The 25,042-nt window shown below is 70.9% G+C and carries 22 protein-coding genes; 14 read left to right on the forward strand and 8 right to left on the reverse strand.

What is annotated here, in order from left to right:
• Window positions 1–7 precede the first annotated feature (7 nt).
• A complete protein-coding gene (locus RZ50_RS09830; protein ID WP_196947253.1) occupies window positions 8–499 on the reverse strand; it encodes a hypothetical protein in 492 nt (163 codons plus the stop codon).
• 96 nt (window positions 500–595) lie between these two features.
• Entirely contained in the window at window positions 596–1,807 is a 1,212-nt protein-coding gene (locus tag RZ50_RS09835) for an MFS transporter (RefSeq protein WP_196947252.1), read from the reverse strand.
• A 67-nt stretch (window positions 1,808–1,874) separates the two neighbouring features.
• On the opposite strand from RZ50_RS09835, the gene RZ50_RS09840 reads away from it, so the two are divergent.
• Window positions 1,875–2,483, forward strand: coding sequence for an ABATE domain-containing protein (locus RZ50_RS09840; RefSeq protein WP_196947251.1), 609 nt, complete (start codon window positions 1,875–1,877; stop codon window positions 2,481–2,483).
• A gap of 50 nt (window positions 2,484–2,533) precedes the next feature.
• Here RZ50_RS09840 and RZ50_RS09845 read toward each other — a convergent pair whose 3' ends face one another.
• Window positions 2,534–3,730, reverse strand: coding sequence for an 8-amino-7-oxononanoate synthase (locus RZ50_RS09845; protein WP_196947250.1), 1,197 nt, complete (start codon window positions 3,728–3,730; stop codon window positions 2,534–2,536).
• A 227-nt stretch (window positions 3,731–3,957) separates the two neighbouring features.
• Between RZ50_RS09845 and RZ50_RS09850 the strand changes: the two genes are divergently transcribed.
• The 6 genes from RZ50_RS09850 to RZ50_RS09875 all read left to right on the forward strand — a co-directional run bounded on the left by RZ50_RS09850 (window position 3,958) and on the right by RZ50_RS09875 (window position 11,375).
• Window positions 3,958–4,410, forward strand: coding sequence for a hypothetical protein (locus RZ50_RS09850; RefSeq protein WP_196947249.1), 453 nt, complete (start codon window positions 3,958–3,960; stop codon window positions 4,408–4,410).
• 32 nt (window positions 4,411–4,442) lie between these two features.
• On the forward strand, window positions 4,443–6,707 hold the full coding sequence (locus tag RZ50_RS09855; protein ID WP_196947248.1) for a hypothetical protein: 2,265 nt from the start codon (window positions 4,443–4,445) through the stop codon (window positions 6,705–6,707).
• Window positions 6,708–6,714: 7 nt separating this feature from the next.
• A complete protein-coding gene (locus RZ50_RS09860) occupies window positions 6,715–7,392 on the forward strand; it encodes a hypothetical protein (RefSeq protein WP_196947247.1) in 678 nt (225 codons plus the stop codon).
• Between the two features lie 14 nt (window positions 7,393–7,406).
• Window positions 7,407–8,150, forward strand: a complete 744-nt coding sequence (locus RZ50_RS09865; RefSeq protein WP_196947246.1) for a hypothetical protein — start codon at window positions 7,407–7,409, stop codon at window positions 8,148–8,150.
• The gene (locus RZ50_RS09870) at window positions 8,143–8,805 is read left to right on the forward strand and encodes a hypothetical protein (protein WP_196947245.1); all 663 of its coding nucleotides are present in this window, start codon (window positions 8,143–8,145) and stop codon (window positions 8,803–8,805) included. Before RZ50_RS09865 ends, RZ50_RS09870 begins: the two co-directional genes overlap by 8 nt.
• A 77-nt stretch (window positions 8,806–8,882) precedes the next feature.
• A complete protein-coding gene (locus tag RZ50_RS09875; RefSeq protein ID WP_254802547.1) occupies window positions 8,883–11,375 on the forward strand; it encodes a DEAD/DEAH box helicase in 2,493 nt (830 codons plus the stop codon).
• 88 nt (window positions 11,376–11,463) lie between these two features.
• On the opposite strand, the gene RZ50_RS09880 is transcribed toward RZ50_RS09875, so the two are convergent.
• Window positions 11,464–12,342, reverse strand: a complete 879-nt coding sequence (locus RZ50_RS09880) for a hypothetical protein (RefSeq protein WP_196947243.1) — start codon at window positions 12,340–12,342, stop codon at window positions 11,464–11,466.
• A 237-nt stretch (window positions 12,343–12,579) separates the two neighbouring features.
• On the opposite strand from RZ50_RS09880, the gene bioB reads away from it, so the two are divergent.
• From bioB to RZ50_RS09900, 4 genes are read left to right on the forward strand one after another with little or no spacing between them, the layout of a single operon-like run.
• On the forward strand, window positions 12,580–13,806 hold the full coding sequence (gene bioB / locus RZ50_RS09885) for a biotin synthase BioB (protein WP_196947242.1): 1,227 nt from the start codon (window positions 12,580–12,582) through the stop codon (window positions 13,804–13,806).
• A 60-nt stretch (window positions 13,807–13,866) separates the two neighbouring features.
• Window positions 13,867–15,165, forward strand: a complete 1,299-nt coding sequence (locus RZ50_RS09890; RefSeq protein WP_196947241.1) for an adenosylmethionine--8-amino-7-oxononanoate transaminase — start codon at window positions 13,867–13,869, stop codon at window positions 15,163–15,165.
• Window positions 15,162–15,920 carry a dethiobiotin synthase gene (bioD, locus tag RZ50_RS09895; RefSeq protein WP_196947240.1) on the forward strand — a complete coding sequence of 253 codons (759 nt, stop codon included), beginning with the start codon at window positions 15,162–15,164 and terminating at the stop codon, window positions 15,918–15,920. The genes RZ50_RS09890 and bioD overlap by 4 nt, the downstream gene beginning before the upstream one ends.
• 53 nt (window positions 15,921–15,973) lie before the next feature.
• Window positions 15,974–16,420, forward strand: a complete 447-nt coding sequence (locus RZ50_RS09900; protein WP_196947239.1) for a hypothetical protein — start codon at window positions 15,974–15,976, stop codon at window positions 16,418–16,420.
• Window positions 16,421–16,642: 222 nt separating this feature from the next.
• Here RZ50_RS09900 and RZ50_RS09905 read toward each other — a convergent pair whose 3' ends face one another.
• Together RZ50_RS09905 and RZ50_RS09910 are read right to left on the reverse strand one after the other, a co-directional pair.
• Entirely contained in the window at window positions 16,643–16,870 is a 228-nt protein-coding gene (locus tag RZ50_RS09905; protein WP_196947238.1) for a hypothetical protein, read from the reverse strand.
• 8 nt (window positions 16,871–16,878) lie between these two features.
• Window positions 16,879–17,103 carry a hypothetical protein gene (locus tag RZ50_RS09910; RefSeq protein ID WP_196947237.1) on the reverse strand — a complete coding sequence of 75 codons (225 nt, stop codon included), beginning with the start codon at window positions 17,101–17,103 and terminating at the stop codon, window positions 16,879–16,881.
• A 209-nt stretch (window positions 17,104–17,312) separates the two neighbouring features.
• Here RZ50_RS09910 and RZ50_RS09915 point away from each other — a divergent pair, with 209 nt between their 5' ends.
• From RZ50_RS09915 to RZ50_RS09925, 3 genes are all read left to right on the forward strand, one after another.
• Window positions 17,313–18,353: a Scr1 family TA system antitoxin-like transcriptional regulator gene (locus tag RZ50_RS09915; protein WP_254802548.1), complete on the forward strand. Its 1,041-nt coding sequence runs from the start codon at window positions 17,313–17,315 to the stop codon at window positions 18,351–18,353.
• Window positions 18,354–18,540: 187 nt separating this feature from the next.
• Window positions 18,541–19,191 (forward strand): MOSC domain-containing protein, encoded by a 651-nt coding sequence (locus RZ50_RS09920; RefSeq protein ID WP_196947235.1) that lies wholly within the window; start codon window positions 18,541–18,543, stop codon window positions 19,189–19,191.
• A gap of 288 nt (window positions 19,192–19,479) precedes the next feature.
• Window positions 19,480–20,916 carry an aminopeptidase P family protein gene (locus RZ50_RS09925; RefSeq protein ID WP_308271572.1) on the forward strand — a complete coding sequence of 479 codons (1,437 nt, stop codon included), beginning with the start codon at window positions 19,480–19,482 and terminating at the stop codon, window positions 20,914–20,916.
• A gap of 63 nt (window positions 20,917–20,979) precedes the next feature.
• Here the strand turns inward: RZ50_RS09925 and RZ50_RS09930 are convergent, their stop codons facing one another.
• Together RZ50_RS09930 and RZ50_RS29850 are read right to left on the reverse strand one after the other, a co-directional pair.
• Window positions 20,980–23,298: a hypothetical protein gene (locus tag RZ50_RS09930; protein WP_196947234.1), complete on the reverse strand. Its 2,319-nt coding sequence runs from the start codon at window positions 23,296–23,298 to the stop codon at window positions 20,980–20,982.
• A 693-nt stretch (window positions 23,299–23,991) separates the two neighbouring features.
• On the reverse strand, window positions 23,992–25,029 hold the full coding sequence (locus RZ50_RS29850; protein ID WP_305853033.1) for a transglycosylase family protein: 1,038 nt from the start codon (window positions 25,027–25,029) through the stop codon (window positions 23,992–23,994).
• Between the last annotated feature and the right edge of the window lie 13 nt (window positions 25,030–25,042).

Raw genomic sequence — 25,042 nt, forward strand, 5'->3', positions numbered from 1 at the left:
GCCCGGGTCACTCGTCCGGCGGCGTCCACACCCGGACCCGGTCAGCGGCGACGTCGAACCCGAGGAACGGCTTCCCCGTGCACCCGCCCTCGGGGTACGTCGGCACCGACGTACCCAGCCGCCGTCCGATCGCGGCCAGGAACCCGCACAGGACGTCCAGCCCTTCCTGGCCCTGGAGTTGGTCGAGGTAGACGTCGAAGTCGATCCGCTCCGCCCTGTGGAACCGGAAGACCACACCGACCTCGGAGCCCGGCCGCACGCTCAGGATCGGGCACACGACACCCGGCGGCCGGGACAGCACCGTCTCGGCCCGCGGCAGCGGCATCTCGAAGCAGCCCACGACGTAGTCGTAGGGCCAGCCCCGCTCCTCGACCAGGTCGAGAAAGGCCTGCCAGTCCGCCACCGTCGTGTCCGCGATGGACAGGTCCGGGAGGCAGCCCTCGTCGTCGGCCGGGTCGAGCAGCCACCCGGCGTGGTCGTCCCAGCGCAGATCAGCCATCCCGCCATCATGCCCTCCGGGGCCCCTCCCCCGAGCGGCTTTCCAGCGCCGGGTACCGGCCCGCGCCGGGGCGGCCGTAGCCCGGGGAGCCGCACCTCAGTCGCCCACCCGCTGGGGCCGTCCCGCTTCGGTCACCGCCCGGGGCTCCTCGGCCGCCCGCGGCCCTCCGGTCGCCAGCGCGCACAACGCCGCCAGGAGCATGATTCCCGCCGCGGCGAGCGGGAGTCGGTCGAGCCGTCCGGCGCTCGCGAACAGCCCGCCGACCACGGCCGCCACGGTCTGCCCCAGGTAGGCGGCGCTGTTGTTGAGCGCGAGCAGCATGTCGCCGTTCGTGCCGCCGATCGCCAGCAGCCGGTGCTGGATCAGCGGGAAGGTCAGCCAGTGCACCAGGCCCCAGAGCAGCAGTCCGACGGCGGCCCCGGCCACCGAGTGCAGGGCCGGTGCGAGCAGCACCAGGACGACGGCGAGCGCGCCGACCGTACCCGGGAGCGCGCGCCGGGCGTCCACCCGGTCGGCCAGCCGCCCGCCGATCAGCACTCCGGCGAAGCTGCCGACGCCGAACAGCAGGAGCAGCCAGGAGCGGCCGTCCGCGCCGACGCCGGTGACGGTGTCGAGCACGGTGCCGAGATAGGTGTAGAGGGAGAACGTCCCGACGATCCACAGCGCCGTGGTGATCAGCGCGCCGGGCGCGCGGCGGATCCGGACCGCCCCGAGCCGCTGCCGGACGGTCAGCCCGGCCGCGCCCGGGACCGACGGCAGGCGCCCGGCCAGACCGCCGACGGTGATCAGGGCGAGCAGCGCCACGAACCCGAACGCCCAGCGCCACGAGGCCAGCGCCCCGATCTCGTTGCCCAGCGGGACACCGAGCGCGATCGCGCTCGTCATGCCGGCGTACACGACCGCCAGCGCCCGGCCGCGCCGCTCGGACGGCGTGATCCGCGCCGCGACGGCCGAGGCCGTGGCGGAGTAGAGCGCCGCGCCGGCGCCGGTGATCACCCGGCTGAGGAGCAGGACGGCGAAGTCGGGCGCGAGGGCCGACAGCGCGTTGCCCAGCGCGAAGACCGCGAGCACGGCGAGCAGCAGGACCCGCCGTTCGACCCGCGCGGTGAGGCTCGCCAGGAGCGGGGCCGCCACGGCGTAGGTGGCGGCGAAGACCGTCGTGATCTGGCCGGCCGAGGCCGTGGACTGGCCCAGGTCGCGGCCGACGTCGGGCAGCAGCCCGGAGACGACGAAGAGATCGGTCCCGATCGCGAACATCCCCAGGGCCAGCAGCCACACCCGCCCGTCGGCCCCTTGCCTCTTCCCCATCGGCGCCCCCTCCGCATCGACGTAACCATATATGTGGTTACTTGACGCCGTAACCTATCATGCGGTTATGGAGAGTCGGCAGAGCAGCCGCGACTGGGTCTGGTACGGCGGCAGGCCCAGCGTCGATTTCGTGAACACCCTCCGCGACCGCTACCGGGGCGGCCGCGAACTCCTGCTGGAGCCCGACGACCTGACGGCCTGGTTCGCCGCGGCCGGGCAACACACCGCCCCACCCGCCGGGGACCCGGCCGAACGCCTTGCCGTCGACGAGGAGCTGCTCGCACGGGCCGTCCGGCTCCGCGAGGCCGTCGACGACGGCCTGCGGGCGGTCGTCGACGGCACCCGCTTCCCGGTGGAGGCGGCGGAGGTCATCAACACCTGGCTGGCCCGGGCCGCCGACCACCCGCCCCGACTCGCCGTCCACGACGGCCTCCCGACCCTGCGGCACACCCGCCGACCGGCGGACGCCACCACGGCCCTGACCCTGATCGCCGTGGACGCCGCCGAGATCCTCGGCAGCGAGGACCGCCGCCGCCTCAAGATCTGCACCGGCAACGGCTGCAGCGGCCGCTACTACGACAAGTCCCCCGCCTGCCGCCGCCGCTGGTGCTCCATGTCGGGTTGCGGCAACCGCGCCAAGGCCGCGCAGCACCGCCAACGCACCGCCGCGCCGTAGCGGCGGCGGCGCGTTGGCGCTGGTGGACTAACCGCTAGGCCGGACAGTGCCTAACCGCGCGCTCCGACCGGCGCGAGCTCCGCGACGATCCTCACGGCCTCGCTGATCTGCGCGTCCGTCAGGTCCCCGCGCGCCGTCAGCCGCAGCCGGGAGATGCCGTCCGGGACAGACGGCGGCCGGAAGCAGCCCACCGCGAGCCCGGCCCGGAGGCAGTCGGCGGCCCAGGCGACCGCGGCCTCGGGGCCCGGGGCCCGCACCGAGACCACGGCGGCCTCCGGCTCGCAGGCGTGCAGGCCGGCGGCGGTCAGCCGGGCGGCGAGGGTGCGGGCGACCTCGCGGGCGCGGTCGGCGCGGTGGGGCTCGGCGCGCAGCAGGCGCAGGGCGGCGAGGGCGGCGCCGGCGGCGGCCGGGGCGAGGCCGGTGTCGAAGATGAAGGTGCGGGCGGTCTCGGTCAGGTGGCGGATCACCCGGCGCGGGCCGAGCACCACACCGCCCTGCGAACCGAGCGACTTGGACAGCGTCATGGTGGCGACGGTGTCCGGCTGCCCGGCCAGCCCGGCCGCGGCCAGCGCACCGCGCCCGCCGGGGCCGAGCACGCCCAGCCCGTGCGCGTCGTCCACCAGCAGCGCGGCGCCGTGCGCCCGGACGGCCTCGGACAGCCCGCGCAGCGGAGCCGCGTCGCCGTCCACCGAGAACACCGAGTCGGTGACCACCAGCGCCCGCCGCCGCGTCCGCCGGGCCAGCGCCTCCGCGACCGCGCCCGGGTCGCTGTGCGGGGCGCGGTGGACGTCCGCCCGGGAGAGCCGGCAGCCGTCGATGAGCGAGGCGTGGTTGTAGGCGTCCGACACGATCAGCGTGTCCGGGTCGGTGAGCGCGGTGAGCGCCGCGAGGTTGGCCGTGTAACCGGAGGAGAACACCAGCGCGGCCTCCGCCCCGCAGAACGCGGCCAGCTCCTCCTCCAGCTCGGTGTGCAGCGCCGTCGTCCCGGTCACCAGCCGCGACCCCGTCGACCCCCCGCCCCACCGCAGCGCGGCCTCCGCCGCCGCCTGCGTCACCACCGGATGCCTGGTCAGCCCCAGATAGTCGTTCCCGGCCAGGTCGAGCACCTCGTCCCCGGCCCCCCGACTGCGCAAGGCCCGCGTCAGCCCCGCCTCGGCCCGCAACCCGGCGGCCTCGTCGAGCCAGTCGAACACCCGCCCGGGAGCGAGGTCGGCAGAACGCGTTTCGGATGCGAGAGGCAGGGTCATGCCCGGCACTCTGGCACGCCCGCCACACCCCGGGCAATGTGCGACTCGGCACAACCTCGCCGCCCCATTCCTGTTGCAGTTCACCTTGATTTCATCTGAATTCAATATCGAAAACACCAACTCCCCGAATTCGGGGAGATGTTCGACCATTCCGAGCGAAGTGCCCGGCAACCCCGTGGCGCTTCCACTACGCTCCATGCCGATCTTCACCTGGGGGGTAAGAAGAAGTGGCAGACCTCGATTTCGAGCGCCGCATGAATCCATGGCTCTTCGACGACAAGGGCAATCTGACCGAAGCGGCAAAGAAGCAGTTCCCGGACCTGGCCGGCGGCAACGCCGCCCCGGTGTCGCTGAACCCGGCGGGCGGCGGCAAGACCGTCACCGTGAACACCGCCGTGCTCCAGCAGGCCGCGCAGAACGCCTTCGCCCTGCGCGACTCCGTCAAGACCGAGTGCACCCAGCCCGGGGAGCACGTCAACGCCGCCGCCGGCACGCTCAAGGGGTGGGCGCTGGGCGGCGCACTCACCGCCACCTGGGGCACGTGGTCCAACCAGGCCGGCGGGTTGCAGACCACCGTCGGCGACATCGGAACCAGCCTCCAGACCACCGCCCGGAACTACAGCAAGACCGAGTCGGACATCCACGCCAACTTCAACAAGCCACAGGGCGCCAAGGGCTAACCGCGGCGCAATCGGGGGGAAGCAGCACAAGCATGGTGACGTTCAGTCAGCTCAAGCAGGTCGACCTCGGCAGCCTCGCCACGGCGGCCGGCGACTTCGAGACCCTGGTCCGCAAGTGGGACCTCACCCGGCGGATGCAGAGCGAGGTCATCGGCACCATCCAGCAGTCCGGCTGGCACGGCGACGCCGCCGGCCTCGCCGACGCCAAACTCACCTGGGCCCGTGACCAGATCCACGCGGCCTTCGAGGAGGCCTCGGCCCTGGCCAAGACCCTCCGCGACGCCCACACCGAGATCACGGCCGCCAAGCAGGACCTCACGAACGCGATACACAGCGCCACCACCGCCGGCCTCACCGTCGACGACGCGGGCGCGGTCGCCTGGCCCGCGCCCAAGACCGAAGAGGACAAACGGGACCCGGAGTACGCCAAGAGCTGGAAGACGAAGGCCGAGACCGCCGCCAAGGCCATCAGCGACGCGGTCGACCGTGCCACCGAGGCCGACCTCGACGCCGCCAAGGCCCTGGGCGACGACACCGGCAGCGACGCCACCGCGTTCAACGCCAACCCGGTCGGCGGTCTCCCGGAGGAAGAGGCCAAGACGGCCACCTACATCATGAGCCTCGGCGACAAGGCCACCGACGCCCAACTCCAGCACCTCCAGACCATCCTGGACCACCACAACGGCGACCCGCGCTTCGCCTCGTCCTTCTACGGCAACCAGGATCCGGCGACCTTCATGGCCAAGTACGGCGCCATGGCGCAGAGCGCGGACTACGCCAACAGCCCGGCCCGGTCCGCCGCGCTCGACGGCATCCAGAAGGGTCTTGGCCTCACCCTGGCCACCGCGACCGACACCAAGCAGCCGCTGCACGTCTCGGACGAGTGGGAGACGAAGTTCCGCGCCGCCGGCGCCAAGCAGATCCCCGTCCCACCCGGTGCCGACCCGGCGCACAGCCCGTACGGCTACCAGATCATGGCCAACCTGCTGCGGAACGGGAAGTACGACGCGCACTTCCTCGTCCCGGTCGCCCAGCACATCACCCAGCTCAGCCAGGAAGACCCGATGCGCTGGGAGCCGAGCACCAAGACGGCGTACCCGTACACCGCGCTCAAGTTCATCGGCGTGCCGGACAAGGACGGCAACATCCAGGGCTTCAACCCGCTGAGCGCGGTGCTGGACGGTCTCGGCCACAACCCGGAAGCGGCCACCAAGTTCTTCCACGACCCGGTCGACACCTACAACCCGGACGGGACGGTCAAGAGCTCGGGCGGGGCGAACCACTACCTCGACATGTTCACCGACAAGGGCTCGCGCTCGATCCTCATCGACGCGATGTACCCGCCGCGCCCCAACCCGGGCACGGCGAACCCCCACGAGGTAATCGACCTCGGCCACGCCCTGGAGGCGGCCACCCTCGGGCGCGGCTCCGACACCCCTGATGCGCCCCTCCCCCCACACAGCAAGGAGATGGGTGAGGTCATGAATGCGGTGATCGACAGGTTCGGCGGCGAGAACGGCGCGGCCCTGTTGAAGGGGGATTCGGCACCCTTCAACAGCCTCAACCCCGTCCTCGGGGACATGATGGCGTCCTACATGGGTGACATCCAGCATTCCATCAGCCCCACCAAGATCGACCTGCCGTCGAACGGGGTCCCCATCAAGTTCGACCCCGCGAACGCCAAGGATCTGCTCGCCACCCTCGGCCGCAACCCCGAAGCGTTCGCCGCCATCGCCACCGCACAGCAGGCGTACACGACAGCGCAGATCCAGGACGTCATCGCGCACGCGTCGGACCACGGCGACCTGAATGCCGCCCTCAAGAACGTCGTCACGCCTGGCGGGCAGGTCGCCGGCATCATCACGAGCGCCAAGACCGATGAGATCCACACGCAGCACCACCAGAGCGACGCCGCCTACAACCAGGCCATCGATGAGCGAGCGGGCTGGGTCAAGAAGGGCTGGGAGCTCACGGGCGGCAAGGCCTTGGGGCTCGTCCCGGTCCCCGGGGTCAGCGGCGTGGGGAACTTCGCAGTGGACAAACTCATCGAAGGGGTATCGGCCTCGTACAAGGTCGACACCACCAGCCAGGCCCAGCATCAGGCCAGCAACGCGGCGGGCTCCTCCATGCAGCAGACGTCGGACTCCGCGGCCAACGCCGTACAACAGGCGGCCGCTTCGGCCGGATTCGACCCGAAACTCACCAAGGACATAGCCCCGAGCGCCGGCGACGACGCCGTCAACGGCTTCAAGACCGGAATCGCCGACTACAACTTCGCTATGGGGAACGGGAGCTGACTTCATCATGGTCGACGTCGCACACATCATCCCGTCGTCGCCAGACGATCCGCCGCCACCGCCGCCCTGGTGGCGGCGGGCGCTGCCCTGGCTGGCCGGCCTCACGGTGGCCGCCGTTGTCGGCGGCGGGCTGTGGGTCTGGAAGCCGTGGCAGTCCGTCGAGTTGCCGCAGAGCGCCTGCTGGGGGGTGCTGGACCATGAGGCCATCAGACCGTTCGTGGGGAACGACGGGAAGGCGGTGGCCCATGTCCAGGGAGACCTATCGGCGGCCAACCCGCTCGCCGAGTGCTCGGTCTCCTGGTCGCCCAGGGGAGGCCTCGCTGCCATCGACGCCACGGTGATGCGCACCGACGGCTCTCTTTACCAGCACGACCAGGCACGCATGGCCGACGACATCGCACAGGGCAGAGCGACGGAAGTCGCCGTCGGAGACCACGCGAAGGCCTGGGTCGACTCGGTGAATGCCTCGCTGATCTTCCCGTGTCCCGTCCCCGACTCGGGTCGGCGCACCAACGTCTCGATCATGGTGACCGGCGATCCACGGGTGCCCGCGCGCCCAGCCCGCGAACTGGTCCAGAATCGGGCGGACTTCATCCTCAAGCTCGCGAAGGAGGTCGTCCAGCGGGAGGGCTGCCCCGACATCCACCTGGTCGACCACGTCACCGTCGCCCCCGTGAAGTCCTGAAAGGCCGCTGATCCATGGTCGACGTCGCACACATCATCCCGCGCTCGCCCGACGATCCGCCGCCACCGCCTCCTTGGTGGCGGCGGCGATGGCTGGCCGGCGTCCTCGCCGTGGCCGTCGTCGTGGGCGGCGGGCTGTGGGTCTGGAAGCCGTGGTGGTCGCTGGAGATCCCGCAGAGCGCGTGCTGGTCGGTGCTGTCGAAGGACGACCTGACGCCGCTGGCCGGGGAGTACGGGGAGGTGTTCGACATCGTGCCGCGTGCCCGGATGCTGACGCCGATGTCTCCGGAGGAGGCGCTGATCCGCAGCACCAGCTGCCGCATCGGCTGGCGGGGAGACGACGGTGACCGTGGCTGGCTCCTGTCGGTGGACGTCACCGCCGCGTGGGACGGGATCGACGCCGATCGCGCCCAGGACGCCTCCCGGGGCCAGCGCGTGGCAGCGCTGGACTTCGGTCCCGGCTCGGTGGGGCTGGCCACGACCGGCGAGGACCACCGCGTCCGGCTCTACGTGCGGTGTGACTTCCAGGTCCCCACCGGGGACGACCCCAAGCGCAAGGCGCCGCAGTACTTCCGCGTCGACGTCGGAAGCGATGAGCTCTACGCCTCCTCGCCCGCCAAGGGACGTCAGGCGTACGGCGACATCGCGCTGAAGATCGCCCGGGTCGCCGTCGCCGAGTACCAGTGCGGCAACCAGGTGCAGCTGCCCGTCTCCGCGCCCGTTGTCCCCGACCTCCCGAAGGAGAAGGCCGATGGCTGAGCGCCCGCGCCGCCGCATCCTGCTGATCGCGCTCGGCACGGCGGTACTCGTCGCCGGCGTCGGCGGCGGGTTCTGGTACTGGAAGCCCCCGCAGGCCGCCGATGTGCCGCAGAGCGCCTGCTGGAACACGTTCACGCACGACGACCTGGCGGCGCTGACCGGCAAGGGCTACAGGGCCATCGCCTGGCAGGGCAAGGGCTCTTTCGCGGACCGTAACCTCCTCGGCGAGGCCCCTGCCTGTGAGATCACCCGGAAGCAGGGCGACAGCAAGGCCGGCTCGCTCGCCAGCATCGAGACCAGCCGACGCGACGAGCAGTTCCAACGCGCCAAGACCGTGGCGGAGGCCGGCGGCTGGGAACCGGCCCGTCCCGCGCACCTCGACTTCGGACCGAGCGCCCAGGGCTGGCTCTTCCACGAGGGAACGGTGCAGGTACTGGTGCGCTGCGACTTCGTCCAGGACGACGGATCCCGCACCAACTTCCCGTACCGGTTGATCACCGTCACCGGCGACTCATGGTCCCCCGACACCCCCGCCACCAAGGTCCACCAGATCCGCATCGACGCCGCCCTGCGCGCCGCGAAGGAGCTCGTCCGCGCCCAGGGCTGCACGAACGCGCCGCAGCTGGCCGAGCAGGCGCCCGCCGCGGCCTTCTGAGCCGACCGTCCCGGCCCCGGGCTTTGCCCGGGGTGGCGGCGAGCAGGCAAGATAGCCGGGTGACCCTCCTTGATCTGATGCCGAAGCCCGCCACGCCCGATGCGCTGTACGAGACGTTCGCAGCCTGGGCGGAGGAGCGGGGGATCACGCTGTACCCGGCGCAGGAGGAGGCGCTGATCGAGCTGGTGTCCGGGAACAACGTGATCCTGGCGACGCCGACCGGGTCGGGCAAGAGCCTGGTGGCGGCGGGGGCGCACTTCGCGGCGCTCGCGGAGGGGCAGCGGACGTTCTACACGGCGCCGATCAAGGCGCTGGTGTCGGAGAAGTTCTTCGACCTGGTGAAGATGTTCGGCACCGAGCAGGTCGGCATGATGACCGGCGACGCGAGCGTGAACCCGACCGCGCCGATCATCTGCTGCACCGCCGAGGTGCTGGCCCAGATCGCGCTGCGCGACGGCGCGCGGGCGGACATCGGCCAGGTGGTCATGGACGAGTTCCACTTCTACGCCGAGCCGGACCGCGGCTGGGCCTGGCAGATCCCGCTGCTGGAGCTGCCGCAGGCGCAGTTCCTGCTGATGTCGGCGACGCTCGGTGACGTCCGCCGCTTCGAGGAGGACCTGACCCGCCGCACCGGCCGTCCGACCACCGTGGTGCGCAACGCGACCCGCCCGGTGCCGCTGTTCTACGAGTACCGCCGCACCACCATGCACGACACCCTGGAGGAGCTGCTCCAGACCGGCCAGGCGCCGGTCTACGTCGTGCACTTCACGCAGAAGGAGGCGGTGGAGCGGGCCCAGTCGCTGATGAGCATCAACATGTGCTCGAAGGCGGAGAAGGAGGCCATCGCCGATCTGATCGGCAACTTCCGCTTCACCACCAAGTTCGGCCGCAACCTGTCCCGTTACGTCCGCCACGGGATCGGCGTGCACCACGCGGGCATGCTGCCGAAGTACCGCCGACTGGTCGAACGCCTCGCCCAGGCGGGCCTGCTGAAGGTCATCTGCGGCACCGACACCCTCGGCGTCGGCGTCAATGTGCCGATCCGCACGGTGCTGTTCACCGCCCTGTCGAAGTACGACGGGCAGCGCGTGCGCATCCTGCGCGCCCGTGAGTTCCACCAGATCGCCGGGCGCGCGGGCCGGGCCGGCTTCGACACCGTCGGCCAGGTGGTCGCCCAGGCGCCGGAGCACGTGATCGAGAACGACAAGGCGATCGCCAAGGCCGGGGACGACCCGAAGAAGAAGCGCAAGGTGGTGCGCAAGAAGGCGCCGGAGGGCTTCGTCGGCTGGACCGAGGAGACCTTCGAGAAGCTGATCAACGCCGACCCGGAGCCGCTGGTCTCCCGGTTCAAGGTGAGCCACGCGATGCTGCTGTCGGTGATCGGCCGCCCGGGCAACGCCTTCGAGGCGATGCGCAAGCTCCTCACCGACAACCACGAGGAGCGGGCCGCCCAGCGCCGCCACATCCGCACCGCGATCGCGATCTACCGCTCGCTGCTGGAGGGCGGCGTGGTGGAGCGGCTGCCGGAGCCGGACGCCGAGGGCCGGATCGTCCGCCTCACCCTGGACCTCCAGGAGAACTTCGCGCTCAACCAGCCGCTGTCCACCTTCGCCCTGGCCTCCTTCGAGCTGCTCGACCCGACCTCGCCGTCCTACGCGATGGACGTCGTCTCGGTGGTCGAGGCGACCCTCGACGACCCGCGCCAGATCCTCGCCGCCCAGCAGAACAAGGCGCGCGGCGAGGCCGTCGGCGAGATGAAGCGGGACGGCATCGAGTACGAGGAGCGGATGGAGCGGCTCCAGGAGATCACGTACCCGAAGCCGCTGGAGGAGCTGCTCACCCACGCCTACGAGGTGTACCGCCGGGCACACCCGTGGATCGGCGACCACCAGCTCCAGCCGAAGTCCGTGGTCCGCGACCTGTACGAGCGGGCGATGACCTTCTCGGACTACGTCGGCTTCTACGAGCTGGCGCGCACCGAGGGCATCGTGCTGCGCTACCTGGCCGGCGCGTTCAAGGCCCTGGAGCAGACCGTCCCCGAGGACGTGAAGACGGACGACCTCAAGGACGTCATCGCCTGGCTCGGCGAGCTGGTCCGCCAGGTCGACTCCAGCCTGCTGGACGAGTGGGAGCAGCTGGCCAACCCGACCGAGGCGGCCACCGCCGAGGTGCGGCTGGACGACAAGCCGGCGCCGGTCACGGCGAACGCCCGCGCCTTCCGGGTGCTGGTGCGCAACGAGATGTTCCGCCGGGTCGAGCTGTGCGCCCTGGAGCACTGGGACGAACTCGGCGAGCTGGACGGCGAGTACGGCTGGGACGCGGACCGCTGGGCGGACGCGATGGACGGCTACTGGGACGAGTACGACGACCTCGGCACCGGCCCGGACGCGCGCGGCCCGAAGATGCTGATCATCGAGGAGGAGGACTCCGCCTGGAAGGTCCGGCAGATCTTCGACGACCCGGAGGGCGACCACGACTGGGGCATCAGCGCCGAGGTCGACCTCTACGGCTCGGACGAGGAGGGCCGGGCGGTGCTGCGGGTGACCTCGGTGGACCGGCTCGGCGGCTGACCGGGCAGGAGCACGCGGAAGGGGCCCGGCGCGCGGTTCGCGCCGGGCCCCTTCCGGTTTCTCACGCCGGGTCGGCCACACCCCTCGACTACATCCAGACGAACGGCTGGCCCGCCGCGTACGACAGCGCGCGGGTCGCCTCGTCCAGGTTCGGCTCGCCGCCGCCCGAGGTGCTCGGCGCCGGGGACGACGGGGCGGTGGCGCCGCCCGAGGCCGGGGTGCCGGCCGGGCGGCCGTCGCCGGCCCGGGAGCTGGTGACGGTCACGTAGCGCCCGACCGCCTCCACCCGCTCACCGCCCGGCTTGGCGCCGCCGGACTGCGCGGGCGCGGTGGAGGCGTCGGCGAGGATGAAGGCGACGGCACCGGGCTTGGCCCGCAGGGCGTCGGTGGCCTTGGCAGCGGAGGTCTGGTCGGCGAAGCGCAGCAGGGTGACGCTGCTGAGCACCGGGCGGTCGACGCCGGTGAAGCTGACGATCAGGTAGGCCTGGCAGCCGCTGTCCTTGAGCAGCTCCTGGGTACCGTCCTGCAGCACCTCGTCGCACTTCTCGCCCTGCCGGATGCCGCCGCGCCGGGCCTTGTAGCCGGCGGCCTCGACCGGGCGCTGGGCGGGGAACAGGTTGTCGGCGTTGAGGGCCGCGGGGTCGGTGGGCGGTGGCGGGGCACCCACCACGGGCGGGGTCTTGGACGCGTCCTTCTTGGACGGGCCGAGGCCGGGTATGTAGTCGCCGGGCGTCGGTTGGGTGATGATCCATCCGCCGGCCGCGACCACACCGACCATGACGACCCAGCCCACCGCCCGGCGGCCCGACAGCCGCCGGCCGCGCCTGCGTTCCGTCCCCCCGGTCGCACCGGCGCCCCCGCCGGTCCGCTGCCCTGCCTGCCCTGCCTGCTCCGCCTGCCCTGCCTGGCCGTTCTGGCCGTTCTGGCCTTCTCCCGGAATCGGGGTGCGCTCCCCCTGCGTGGTCATGGCGCAGATTCTAAGCACCTTCGGGGTGGCGTGGATCACTGGGTCGGGGGTCGTCGATCTTCGTCCGCGACACCCCCACCCTACCCGCCGGTAACCATCACCCCGCGCGGCCGTCAAGCTCGTGACCAGCAGTGACGCCGTGAGCTTCGACACTGTGGCAATCGGCACATCCTTCCGGGGATCTTCTGGTGGGTTTGCTCTGGCGCCGTTCGCGCGCCAGCAGGCAGGATCGGCCCCATGGATCTGCTCGATACCCTCACCGCCAAGGGCCTGCGCGGCGAAGTCCCGACCCGGGAAGAGGCGCTGGCCGTCCTCGCCACCACCGACGACGAGCTGCTCGACGTGGTCGCCGCGGCCGGCAAGGTGCGCCGCCGCTGGTTCGGCCGCCGGGTCAAGCTCAACTACCTGGTGAACCTCAAGAGCGGGCTCTGCCCCGAGGACTGCTCCTACTGCTCGCAGCGGCTGGGGTCCAAGGCCGAGATCCTCAAGTACACCTGGCTCAAGCCGGACCAGGCCGCCGATGCCGCCCGCGCCGGAGTGGCCGGTGGCGCCAAGCGGGTCTGCCTGGTCGCCAGCGGCCGCGGCCCGACGGACCGTGACATCGACCGGGTCACCGACACCATGGCCGCCATCAAGGAGGCCGACCCCGCGGTCGAGATCTGCGTCTGCCTCGGCCTGCTCTCCGACAACCAGGCCGAGCGGCTCAAGGCGGCCGGCGCCGACGCCTACAACCACAACCTCAACACCTCCGAGGGCACCTACGGCGACATCGCCACCACCCACACCTACGCGGACCGGGTGGACACCGTGCAGAAGGCGCACGGCGCCGGCCTGTCCGCCTGCTCCGGCCTGATCGCCGGCATGGGCGAGAGCGACGAGGACCTCGTCGACGTGGTGTTCGCGCTGCGCGAGCTCGGCTCGGACTCCGTCCCGGTCAACTTCCTGATCCCGTTCGAGGGCACCCCGCTCGCCAAGGAGTGGAACCTCACCCCGCAGCGCTGCCTGCGCATCCTGGCGATGGTCCGCTTCGTCAACCCGGACACCGAGGTGCGGATCGCCGGCGGCCGCGAGGTGCACCTGCGCTCGATGCAGCCGCTCGGCCTGCACATCGCCAACTCCATCTTCCTCGGCGACTACCTGACCAGCGAGGGCCAGGCCGGCCAGGCCGACCTCGACATGATCAAGGACGCCGGCTTCGAGGTCGAGGGCGCGGGCGAGGCCACCCTGCCGCGCCACCGCGCCGACCTCGCCGAGGCGGCCCAGGCCGCCGGCTCCTGCGGCACCGCGGCCTCGGCCTGCGGCAGCGGCGGCGGCTGCGGCCCGTGCGGCGGGCACGCGCACACCGCTCCGGAGGCCCCGGCCTCGGAGGGGTCGGCCTCGGAGGGTTCGGACGACGAGCTGCGCAGCGACCTCGTCAAGGTCCGCCGCCGCGGCGCCGGCACCGAACTCGCGCCCAACGCCTGACACGTTCCACCAGCTCCACCCGTTCCACCACCCACCGGAAATCCGGGAGAACCACGCACCATGCTGTCCGCGGACACCCTGCTCGCCCTCGACCGCGCCCACGTCTGGCACCCGTACGGGCCGATGCCCGGCACCGTCACCCCGTACGTGGTCGAGTCCGCCTCGGGCGTACGGCTACGCCTGGCCGAGCCCGTGGCGGGCGGTCGGCGCGAGCTGGTCGACGGGATGTCGTCCTGGTGGGCGGCGATCCACGGCTACCGGCACCCGGTGCTGGACGAGGCGGTGCGCGAGCAGCTGGGGCGGATGAGCCACGTGATGTTCGGCGGGCTCACCCACGAGCCCGCCGTCCGGCTCGCGGCCAGGCTGGTCGAGATCGCCCCGGAGCCGCTGCGGCACGTCTTCCTCGCCGACTCGGGCTCGGTGTCCGTCGAGGTGGCGATGAAGATGTGCCTCCAGTACTGGCAGTCGGTCGGCCGCCCGGCCAAGCGCCGCCTGCTGACCTGGCGCGGCGGCTACCACGGCGACACCTTCCACCCGATGTCGGTGTGCGACCCGGACGGCGGGATGCACCACCTGTGGGGCGGAGTGCTGCCCGGGCAGCTCTTCGCGCCGCAGCCGCCGGCCGGGTTCGACGCTCCTCTCGATCCCGAATACGCCGCGCAGTTCGAGGAGTTGATGGCACGTCACGCCGACGAGCTGGCCGCCGTCATCGTCGAGCCGGTGGTCCAGGGCGCCGGCGGCATGCAGTTCCACTCCCCCGCGTACCTGCGGATGCTGCGCGAACTCTGCGACCGGTACGGGGTGTTGCTGGTCTTCGACGAGATCGCCACCGGATTCGGGCGCAGCGGCGCACTGTTCGCCGCCGACCACGCGGGCGTCTCGCCGGACGTGATGTGCCTGGGCAAGGCGCTCACCGGCGGCTACCTGACGCTGGCCGCCGCACTGTGCACCAGCGAGATCGCCGACGGCATCAGCCGCGGCGAGATGCCGGTGCTCGCGCACGGGCCGACCTTCATGGGCAACCCGCTCGCCTGCGCGGTCGCGAACGCCTCGCTGGACCTGCTGCTCGGGCAGGACTGGGCGGTGGAGGTCAAGCGCATCGAGGCCGGACTGGCCGAGGGCCTCGCTCCGGCCGCGGACGTTCCGGGCGTGCACGACGTACGGGTCCAGGGCGCCATCGGCGTCGTCCAGTTGGACCACCCGGTGAACGTCCCGGCGGCGACCGAGGCGGCCGCCCGGGAGGGCGTCTGGCTGCGCCCCTTCCGGGACCTGATCTACACCATGCCCCCCTACGTGACGGAGGACGGGGACGTGGCACGGATCGCCGCCGCCGTGACCGCCGCGGCGGTGGCCGGATGAGCGCGCGCATCCTGTTCGTGACGGGAACGAACACGGACGTCGGCAAGACCGTCGCCACCGCGGCCCTCGCCTCGGCGGCGCTGCGCGGCGGACAGCGGGTCGCGGTGCTCAAGCCCGGACAGACCGGTGTCGCACCCGGCGAGCCCGGCGACGCGGCGGAAGTGCGGCGCCTGGCAGGTGATCTGACGTTCCGTGAGCTGGTCCGCTACCCCGAGCCGCTGGCACCCGACACCGCCGCCCGCCGCGCCGGAATGCCGTACCTCTCCCCCGCCGAGGCGGCCTCGGCGGTCACCGAACTCGCCGCCGCCCACGACCTGGTGCTGGTCGAGGGCGCGGGCGGCCTGCTGGTCCGCTACGACGACGAGGGCCGAACGCTGGCCGACCAGGCCAGGGCCGTCCTGGACTCCGGGCTGGACGCCGAGGTGCTGCTGGTCGCCTCGGCCGGGCTCGGGACGCTGAACATCGTCTCCCTCACCGCCGAGGCCCTGGCCGCCCGCGCACTCCCCCTCGCCGGCGTCCTCGTCGGCTCCTGGCCCGCCTCCCCCGGCCTCGCCGAACGCTGCAACCTCGCCGACCTCCCCCGCTCCGCCGGCGCCCCGCTGCTCGGCGCCCTGCCGGAGCGCGCGGGCACCGCCGAGGACTTCGCCGCCCTCGCCCTGTCCTCCCTGGCCCCCGAGCTGGGCGGCACCTGGGACGCGGAGCACTTCGCACACGTCCATCGGCCGGAATTGCCCCCGCTTCCCTCGAAGGTGTGATCCCGGCCCCCAAACCTCGTGCAGTGGGGTACTGGCTCAATACCGTTCCTCCCATGACAGACGGGCTGACCATGGACGAGGCCCTGCGGGCCTTGGCCGCCCTGGAGGCGGCGTGGAAGGACGACGACGAGGCCCTGTCCGCCCTTGCGGCGGGCGGGGCCGATGAGCGGTCGCTACCGGCGCTGGTCGCCGCGTACGGCGAGCACGCGATGGACACACTGATGGCGCTCGCCTTCGGCCTGCGCTCCAGCATGAGCGACGAGGAGATCGCCGAGCTGTCGGACGCGGTCAGCGCCAACATCGGCGCGAGGATGAGCGCCCTGGTCACCCGGACCCTCCAGGCATGGGCGACGGTCGCCGCCGCCGACGACCTCGCCGTCATCAAGGTCATCGCCCACACCGTGATCGACGCCATGCGCGCCGTCACGGAGGATCCGAGCAAGACCGAAGTGCTGCCCCTGCTGGCAACCTTCCGCAGCTACGCCCTCAACGGCGCCTGAGAGGCACGATATTCGGCGCGGGCTTCGAGCAACCTCGAAGCCCGCGCCGCTATGTGCGCACCCTCATCCATCCCGCTGCGAGCATGAATCCGCCCGTTGAGGTGGCGAGGAAGATGAGGACGAACACCAAGGCGCTCGCAGAAGTGGAAACGCTCTCGGGAATCATCAGAAGAACCGATGCCGCGAGCGCGAGACTTCCCATGGCGATGGCGCCGGCTCCGACTACGGCCGCATACCTCTGCGGAGGACGACGACCAGCCGCTCGATGACGTCCGGCCTCGCGGCCCCGAGGTCGATCAGGATGACGCCGGTGGCTTTGGCCGAGCGCCAGTCGATGCCGAGCGACGGGAGTTTCACGCCGGCGGCGTTCAGGACGGCCTGGAGGTCGTCGAGGATGTCGGCGGCGGTACGACGCTCCTCCGCCGTGATCTTGTCGATCATGCTGTTCATCGGGCATCTCACAGTTCGGAGTTCGTGATCCAACGCGCTTCGGTGTCCCACTCCACGCCTCCACCCATCGGCCGGAGGAAGGCGCGTCCGTGCTGCCACCCCATGAAGGCGGCCCAACGCCCGGAGCGGAGGTCGAAGACCCGCTCGCCGATGGAGGAGGGGCGGTAGGGCTTGGACGGCGGCGCCACCCGTCGCACGGGTGGCGCCGCAGGGGCGATGGTCGCAGCGCTCATCCGCGCCTCGGGAACCGAGTCGCCGCACTGCGGACACCGGCAGGGCGGAAAGTCTCGCCGCCAGATGATGCTTTCGCCACATTGAGTGTTCGTCATATCCACGGAATAACTCCTCTCTGTTGCTAACTCCTCACCAAGAGTGGCCGATCGCAAGTAGCATTGAAAGAGCTTCACTTTGACAGCCAGCACTGTGGAATGGCGTGATCACCATGCCCCAGCAGGACCTTGACCCCACCTCATCCCCGAGCGCGGCCATCGGCGTCCAGCTTCGACGCTTCCGCAAGGCAAGGGGGCTCACTCAGATCGGGCTCGGACAGCGGATCAACTACAGCGACTCGCTCATCTCCATGATCGAGAACGGCGACCGCCCCGCGCCGCTGAATCTCGTCCGGCGGTGCGACAAGGAGCTCGACACCTGTGGAGCGCTTGAGCTCCTGTACTGGACCGCCAAGAGCAGCACCTTGATCGGCGGATTCGTCGCCTTCATCGAGCACGAGCGCAAGTCCACCGCCTTCAAGATCTACGAGCTGAACGTCATCCCCGGGCTGCTCCAGACGCGGGCCTACGCCTCCGCGATCGTCGACGCCGAGGCCCGGCGAGGCGAGATCCCTCAGGACAAGGTCAGCGAACGCGTAAATGTCCGCATGGCCCGGCAAGCCGTGCTCTACCAGGACCCGGCTCCCTCGATCCGCATTGTCATGGAGGAGAGCTGCCTCCGGCCCGTCGGCGGCCCCTTCGTCATGGCCGAACAGCTTCGCCGGCTTCAGAGCGTGGCCGCCCTTCCGCACGTCACGTTGCAGATCGCGCCATCCAGCCTTGGTGAGAACCTTCCCTCACTGTTGCCGTTCACGCTCCTGACCACCCCAACCGGGACATGGATGGCCTACCTCGAAACCATCCAACGGGGTTATGTCGAGCGCGAAGACCAGGGCAACATCCGCTCCCTCGGCAGGACTTACGATTGGCTCCAGGTCCAAGCCCTCTCATGTGCGGACTCGCTGGCTCTCATCCGCGCGCGTCTCAAGGAGTTCCACGCCATGTTCCCCATTGCGGCCGCCAAGCCCAACTCCTGGCTGAAGTCCTCGTACAGCAGCGGTGGTGGCAATTGCATCGAGGTCGCGCCCGGCCTCCCCGGCATCCTCCCCGTCCGTGACAGCAAGGACCCTGAAGGCCCGCACCTCGCCTTCGGCTCGGACGCCTGGCAGTCCTTCATCACCGGCGTCAAGTCCGGCGACTTCGGCACCATTTGATCCTTGGGGTAGTGCCCTGCACCCAGTTGGCCTTCCGGGTCCAGGGATCCGCCTGCGCGTGCGGTCGACCTCAGGGGATGAGGGCGGCGGCCCCTCGGCCAGCAGCATCCACGCGGGCACGATCGAATCCCAGGGACGGCAGGGAAATGACTCGCCCCGGCCCGCGGAGGTCCGTACCGTCGTGGACATGAAGCTGCTCTCCGTCAATGTCGGCAAGCCCCGCCCCAACCCGTGGAAGGGCATCGGTTCGACGGGCATCGACAAACAGCCCGTCGACGGGCCGGTCGCGGTCATCGCCCCCGGGCCCAAGGGCACCGGCGAGGTCGGTCTCGTGGGCGACCGCGTCTACGACGTGAAGAACCACGGCGGTTCCGATCAGGCCGTCTACGCCTATGCCCGCGAGGATCTCGACGGCTGGGAGGACGAGTTGGGGAGGCCGCTCACCAACGGCGTCTTCGGGGAGAACCTCACGACCGCCGGTCTCGACGTCAACGGCGCCCTGATCGGCGAGCGTTGGCGCGTCGGACCGGAGGTGCTCCTGGAGGTGTCGTGCGCACGGATCCCGTGCGGGACGTTCCAGGGGTGGCTGGAGCAGGAAGGCTGGATCAAGCGGTTCACCCGGGCCGCGCTGCCGGGCGCCTACCTGCGCGTGATCGAGCCGGGATCCATCCGGGCCGGCGACCCCGTCGAGCTCGTGCACCGGCCCGACCACGACGTGACCGCCGCAGTTGTCTTCCGCGCGATGACACTCGAACCGGACCTGCTGCCACGGCTCCTGGCCGCCGACGCGCTGCCCGAGTCCATCCGGGCGCGGGCCCTCAAGCGCACGACCGCGTAGGCGACCGGTTCCTTCAGGACTCGACGGGGCCCGGCACCTCGTCCGGCCTGAGAAGCGCTCCCGGGCCGGCCGCGCCCTTCGGCTCCACCTGAGGCGTCAGGGGTTCTCCCCTGGCGCCTCAGTGGCCTTCCCGGACCGGGAGCGGTGAGGCGGACCCGGGAGGGGGCCGCCGGGACCTGGCTCTTCTCTTCGAGCGCAGTTCGATATACGGTACAAAACGCTTGTTACGTACCCGGCAGATCGACGCGACGATGCGCCGCATCTCCCCACCCCTCTGGAGAGTCCGCAGTGACCGAGCCCACCGAGCCCATCAAGTACCGGAAGAACGGTCTCACCCGCGGGGTGACCGAGGAGCTCGCCGAGAGCATGAGGCACGGCTGGGCCGACACCGAGCGCCGCGACCTGGAGCCGACAGCGCAGGCCGCGTACACCGGGCCCCGCCGCGCCACGCTGTCCGCCGCCTTCCCGGGCGAGCTGCTGGTCGTCCCGTCCGGCACCCCCAAGGTGCGGGCCAACGACACCGACTACCCGTTCCGCGCGTCCTCCGACTACGCCTACCTGACCGGCGACCAGTCCCAGGACGCCGTACTGGTGCTGGAGCCCACCGGCGAGAGCGGCCACCGGGCCGTGCTCTACCTGCGCGGCCGCTCCGACGTGGAGAACGGCGAGTTCTGGCTGGACACCCACGGCGAGCTGTGGGACGGCCGCCGCGACAGCCTGACCGAGAGCGAGCGGCTGCTCGGTCTGCCCTGCCGGGACGTGCGCACCGTCCACGGAGACCTGGGCGCGGCCACCGGCCCGGTGCGTGTTCTGCGCGGGTACGACGCGGGCGTGGAGGAGGCCCTGCGGGAGCGATCCGACGCCGAGCGGGACGCCGAGTTCGAGGTCTTCCTGTCCGGGCTGCGCCTGGTCAAGGACGAATGGGAGATCGCCGAGTTGCGCTTCGCCTGCGCGGCGACCGCGCGCGGCTTCGAGGACGTGGTGCGCGTCCTCGGCACCGACACCGAGACGCCGGAGCGGCTGATCGAGGGCACCTTCTTCGTCCGGGCCCGGCTGGAAGGCAACGACGTCGGCTACAGCACCATCGCCGCCGCCGGCCCGCACGCCACCACCCTGCACTGGGTCCGCAACACCGGCCAGGCCCGCCCGGGCGACCTGCTGCTGCTCGACGCCGGCGTGGAGACCAACCACCTGTACACCGCGGACGTCACCCGCACCCTGCCGGTCTCCGGCCGCTTCACCGACATCCAGCGGAAGGTCTACGACGCCGTGTACGCGGCGCAGGAGGCGGGCATCGCGGCGGTGAGGCCCGGCGCGGACTTCCGCGACTTCCACCACGCCGCCCAGCGCGAGCTCGCCGAACACCTCACCTCCTGGGGCCTGTTCGGCGACCTCACCGCCGACAAGGTCTACGAGCTGGGCCTGCACCGCCGGTTCACCCTGGCCGGCACGGGCCACATGCTGGGCCTCGACGTCCACGACTGCGCCCACTCCCGCGCCGAGGAGCACGTCGACGGACAGCTGCTGCCGGGCATGGTGCTCACCGTCGAGCCGGGCATCTACTTCCAGGAGAACGACCTGACGGTGCCGGAGGAGTACCGCGGCATCGGCGTCCGGATCGAGGACGACATCCTGGTCACCGCCGACGGCAACGAGAACCTCTCCGCCGACCTCCCCCGCCGCTCCGACGAGGTCGAGGCCTGGCTGGCCGGCCTGCGCGGCTGACCACAGCAGTGCGGCACCGTGGGGCACGTGCCCCACGGTGCCGCGCGATCATGCCGTGCTCGGTCAGCCCCAGTTGCCGACCAGTGGCCGGTCGCCGAAGTTGCCGAACTTCACGCTGTAGGCGGCCATGGTGCCGTCCTTGGCGGAGCCGTAGAAGGACCGGTCACCGGGGCGGTAGACGCCGACGGTGTCGGTGCCACTGCCGTCCCAGTCTCCCTTGATCGGGAGGTCGCCGGGGTTGCCGAACTTGTAGGTGTGGTCGTCGGGGCCCGCGGTGTTGCTGTCGCGCAGGTGGAACGTCTGGGTGTCGGGGTCGTACGCGCCGACGGTGGTGCGGCCGCTGCCGCTCCAGTTGCCGACCAGCGGGGTCCAGGTGGAGTCACCGAACGTGACCCGGGAGGCAGTGGTCGCGTTGTCGTCGCTCAGGTAGAAGGTCCGGTCGCCCGGTCGGTAGACGCCGATCGTGGTGCGGCCCCGCCCGCTCCAGTCACCGACGACCGGGAAGTCCCCCGACTTGCCGAACACGTACGTGGAGGTGGTGCCGTCGCTGCCCTGCAGCACGAAGGTCGACGTCGACGGGTGGTAGACGCCGACTGTGTCGATGCCCGGTCCGTTCCAGTGGCCGGTCAGCGCGACGTCGTCCGTACTGGTGAACAGCGGCGAGGTGCCGGAGGTGCCGAGGTAGACGTCGTTGTGGCTGTTCTCGCTGACGCTGTGGTCACCGGGCCGGTAGATGCCGATGCCCGCCGGTGCCGGGGTCGGGGTGGCGTTGACGACGGCCGCGCCGATCCGCTGCTGTTGCTGGGTGGTCAGCGGCCTGTCGGTGGGCTGCTGGGAGTTGAGCCAGCGGAAGTTCTGCAGGTAGACGACCCGGGGGTGCTGGGCGGCGATGGCCCGGTAGTCGGCGTTGTTCTTCGCGATGATCGCGTCGGTGGCCGTCTCGCAGCCATTGACGTTCTGGCTGAAGGACTCCGGGAACAGCACCAGGTGCTGGTCGGGCGAGGCGAGCGCGCCCTGCAGGGCCGCCAGGTTCTGCTCGATGGTGGCGCGGCCGGGGCAGTAGTTGTCGAAGCCGACCAGGTCGGCCCCGCTGGGCACCGGCGCGGTCAGGTTGTACGCGTCCGTGGTGTAGGCGAGCATCTTGCCCGGGAAGGCGGCCCGCACCTGGTTCACCTCGGTCTCCACCTGAGCGGCGGAGAAGCCCTGGTAGTACGGCTCGTCGAGGGTGTAGATCACGGAGATCTTGTCCAGGTTGGCGCCGACCCGGGAGGCCAGGGCGGCCAGGGCCGCCGGGGCGTCCGGGACGGGCCGGTTCTTGCCGCCCCTGGTCGGGTCGGGCTCCGCGACCACCTTGCTGACGTCGAGGACGCAGGAGGCGGGGCGGCAGTAGTCCAGGAATCCGGCGTAGCGCGGATCGGTGAGGTCCTGGTTGACGAAGCTGTTCATGTTCGTCCAGGGGAACACCTCGGGGCTGTGGTCGATGTTCTCCCCCGGGTCCATGATGTCGTAGTAGCCGTAGTAGTCGAGCCCGCCGAGCATGCTGACCCGCAGATCGTCCACCGTGCCGACCGTCCCCGGCGTGGTGCGCTGCGAGCCGAGGTGCACGTAGCCGTCGCGCGGCAGGTTGGCCGGAGTCTGACCGGCGAAGACGGTGGTGCCGTTGACCGTGACGGTGGCCTGTCGGGCGGTGCCGCCGGTGAGCGCGAGGGAGACGTCGTACGTGTCGGAGCCGGGCGTGACGGCGCCGGTGAGCAGGGGCAGCGTCTGGCCACCCTGGTACAGCGCCAGGGTGCCGTCGGCCTGGACCCGCAGGCCGAGTGCGACGTCCTCGGCATCCACCGCCCCGGTCGCCCCGGAGGCGTTGCTGACCAGCAGCGTGGCCGCGTCCGGGCCACTGGTACGGCCGACGGCCGGAGTGAGCCGGGCGTGCACCGTGTACGAGCCCGACAGATCGGCGGTGGCCGGCTTGTTCAACCGGACAGCGGCGCTTCCCTGCGGGAAGGACAGCACATTGGGAGCAGCCGGGCTGTTGACCCGCACCGAACCCACCGGAGGCGTCACCGCCAGACCCTTGGTGCCGGACACCGGCGTGTAGTTGGCCGAGACCAAGGTGGGCTGGCGAGCGCTCAGATCGTCATTGAGCCCGTTGTCACTACCGGCCGGAGCACCGTCGAAGGTGTCCACGAACGGCTTGGCACTGGCCGTGGCACTCGCGTCGATCCGGCTGACGTTCACACCGGTCCCAGTGCCGTCACCAAAAGTGGTCAACTCGCCCGGATTGGACAGGTAAGCACCGAGGTACAGGAAGGAGCTACTCGGCCAGCGGACAACCGAGGCCGGACCGGTGATCGCGAACGCGGTGCCGTTGACAGTCAGGGTCACGGCCTTGTCGGCGCCGGTCGACACCCTCAGCGACACCGCATACCGCTCGGCCGGTGTCACCGCCCCCTGCCAGAACGGAGTTTCACCACCCCCACCGTGGAACAACGACAGCTTGCCAGCCGAAGTGACAATCAGCCCGAGATCGACGTCCCCGTTGGTCACGTACCCGTTGGCACGGTGACTGCGACTGAGCACGACCGAAGCCCAGTCACCGCTAGTGGTGTCCCCGACCGACGGATCCACCACCGTGGACACGGTGTACGTCCCTCCGGCGTCAGCGATCACGGGGGCGCCCAGCATGACCGCCGAGACGCCCTGGGTGAACACCAGCCGGTTGGGCTGCCCGACCGTACTGACCTGAACGGCCGACGCGTCCGGCGGCGCCACCGTGTCCCACCGGCCGGAGGTCCTCGTCCAGGACACCGTCCGCGCGCTGCCCTGCTGACGCTGATCCAGACCCACGTTCAGCCCGCGCAACGGCACCGTGTTCAGCGCCGGATCCTGCCGGAACGAATCCACGAACGGACCCGCAACGTTGAGGTTCACCGGGGTCGGCGGTGTGACGGCGGCCGGTGCCGCCGAAGCGGGCGCCGCGCCCAAACCCGCCGGCAGGACGGTCAGTCCGGCCAGAGTGGCCGCGGACACGAGGCCCCGGCCCATGCGTTGTATGAGTGTCACCGAGTCAACTCCAGATCACTTCCAGTGGCCGGTGATGGGCTTGTCACCGGGGTTGCCGTACTTGGCCAGCAGCTGGCCGCCGTTGACGGCACCGAAGAACTCCTGCGTGCTCGGCCGGTAAACGCCGACCTTGTCCGTCCCGGAACCGTCCCAGTCACCCTTGATCGGAACGTCGTCCGGATTGCCGAACGACACCTTCTGGTCATCGTTCGCAGGCCCGTTCACGTTCGCGTACGACAGGTGGAACGTCTGGGTGTCCGGGTCGTACACACCGACCGTGTCCTTGCCCGTCCCACTCCAATTACCCACGACCGGCTTCCAGTTCGGATTCCCGAACGCCACCCGGTACTTCGGCGTGAGATTGTCCACCGTCAGATAGAAAGCCCCCTCCGACGGCCGGTACACCCCGATCGTCTGCTTCCCCGTACCGTCCCAGTCCCCCACCAACGGCACGTCATCCTTGTTCCCGAAAACCGAGTACGAATACAGGTTCGTGTTGTCACTCGTCAGGAAGAACTCCTGAGTCTCCGGCCGGTACACCCCGACCGTGTCCCGCCCCGGACCCGCGAAATGCCCCACCAACGGCATGTCGTCCGCATTCCCGTACGCGTTCCGACCGACGTCCGCACCGTTCCGGTCCGCCACGTAGAACGTCCGATCCGCCTTCCGGTACACACCGATCCCCGACGGCGTAGCCGGGTACGGCGTGGCGTGATCGGCCCCGAGCCCGACCGGGGGGCCGCAGTGCGGCCAGGCCCTCTCCCCCTGGACCGCGAGCACCTTCTCGGCTATCAGGATCTGCTGCATCTTGGTGGCCTGGTTGGCGTACGGCGCGTACTGCTGGCCGCCGTACGCGTTCCAGGTGGCGGCGTCGAACTGCAGCCCGCCGTAGTAGGTCGTCGTCGAGGTGTGGTGGACGTTGGTCCAGTCGCCGCTGCTCTCGCACTGGGCGACCTTGTCCCAGGTGGCCACCGAGGCCGCCGAGGCCTGCTGGGCGGCCAGCAGGGACAGCGGGCCCATCGTGACCGTGAGCGCGGCGGCAAGGTTGATCAACCGCTTGGACGTG

The organism is Kitasatospora sp. SUK 42 (assembly GCF_015776785.2).
Taxonomy (GTDB): Bacteria; Actinomycetota; Actinomycetes; order Streptomycetales; family Streptomycetaceae; genus Kitasatospora.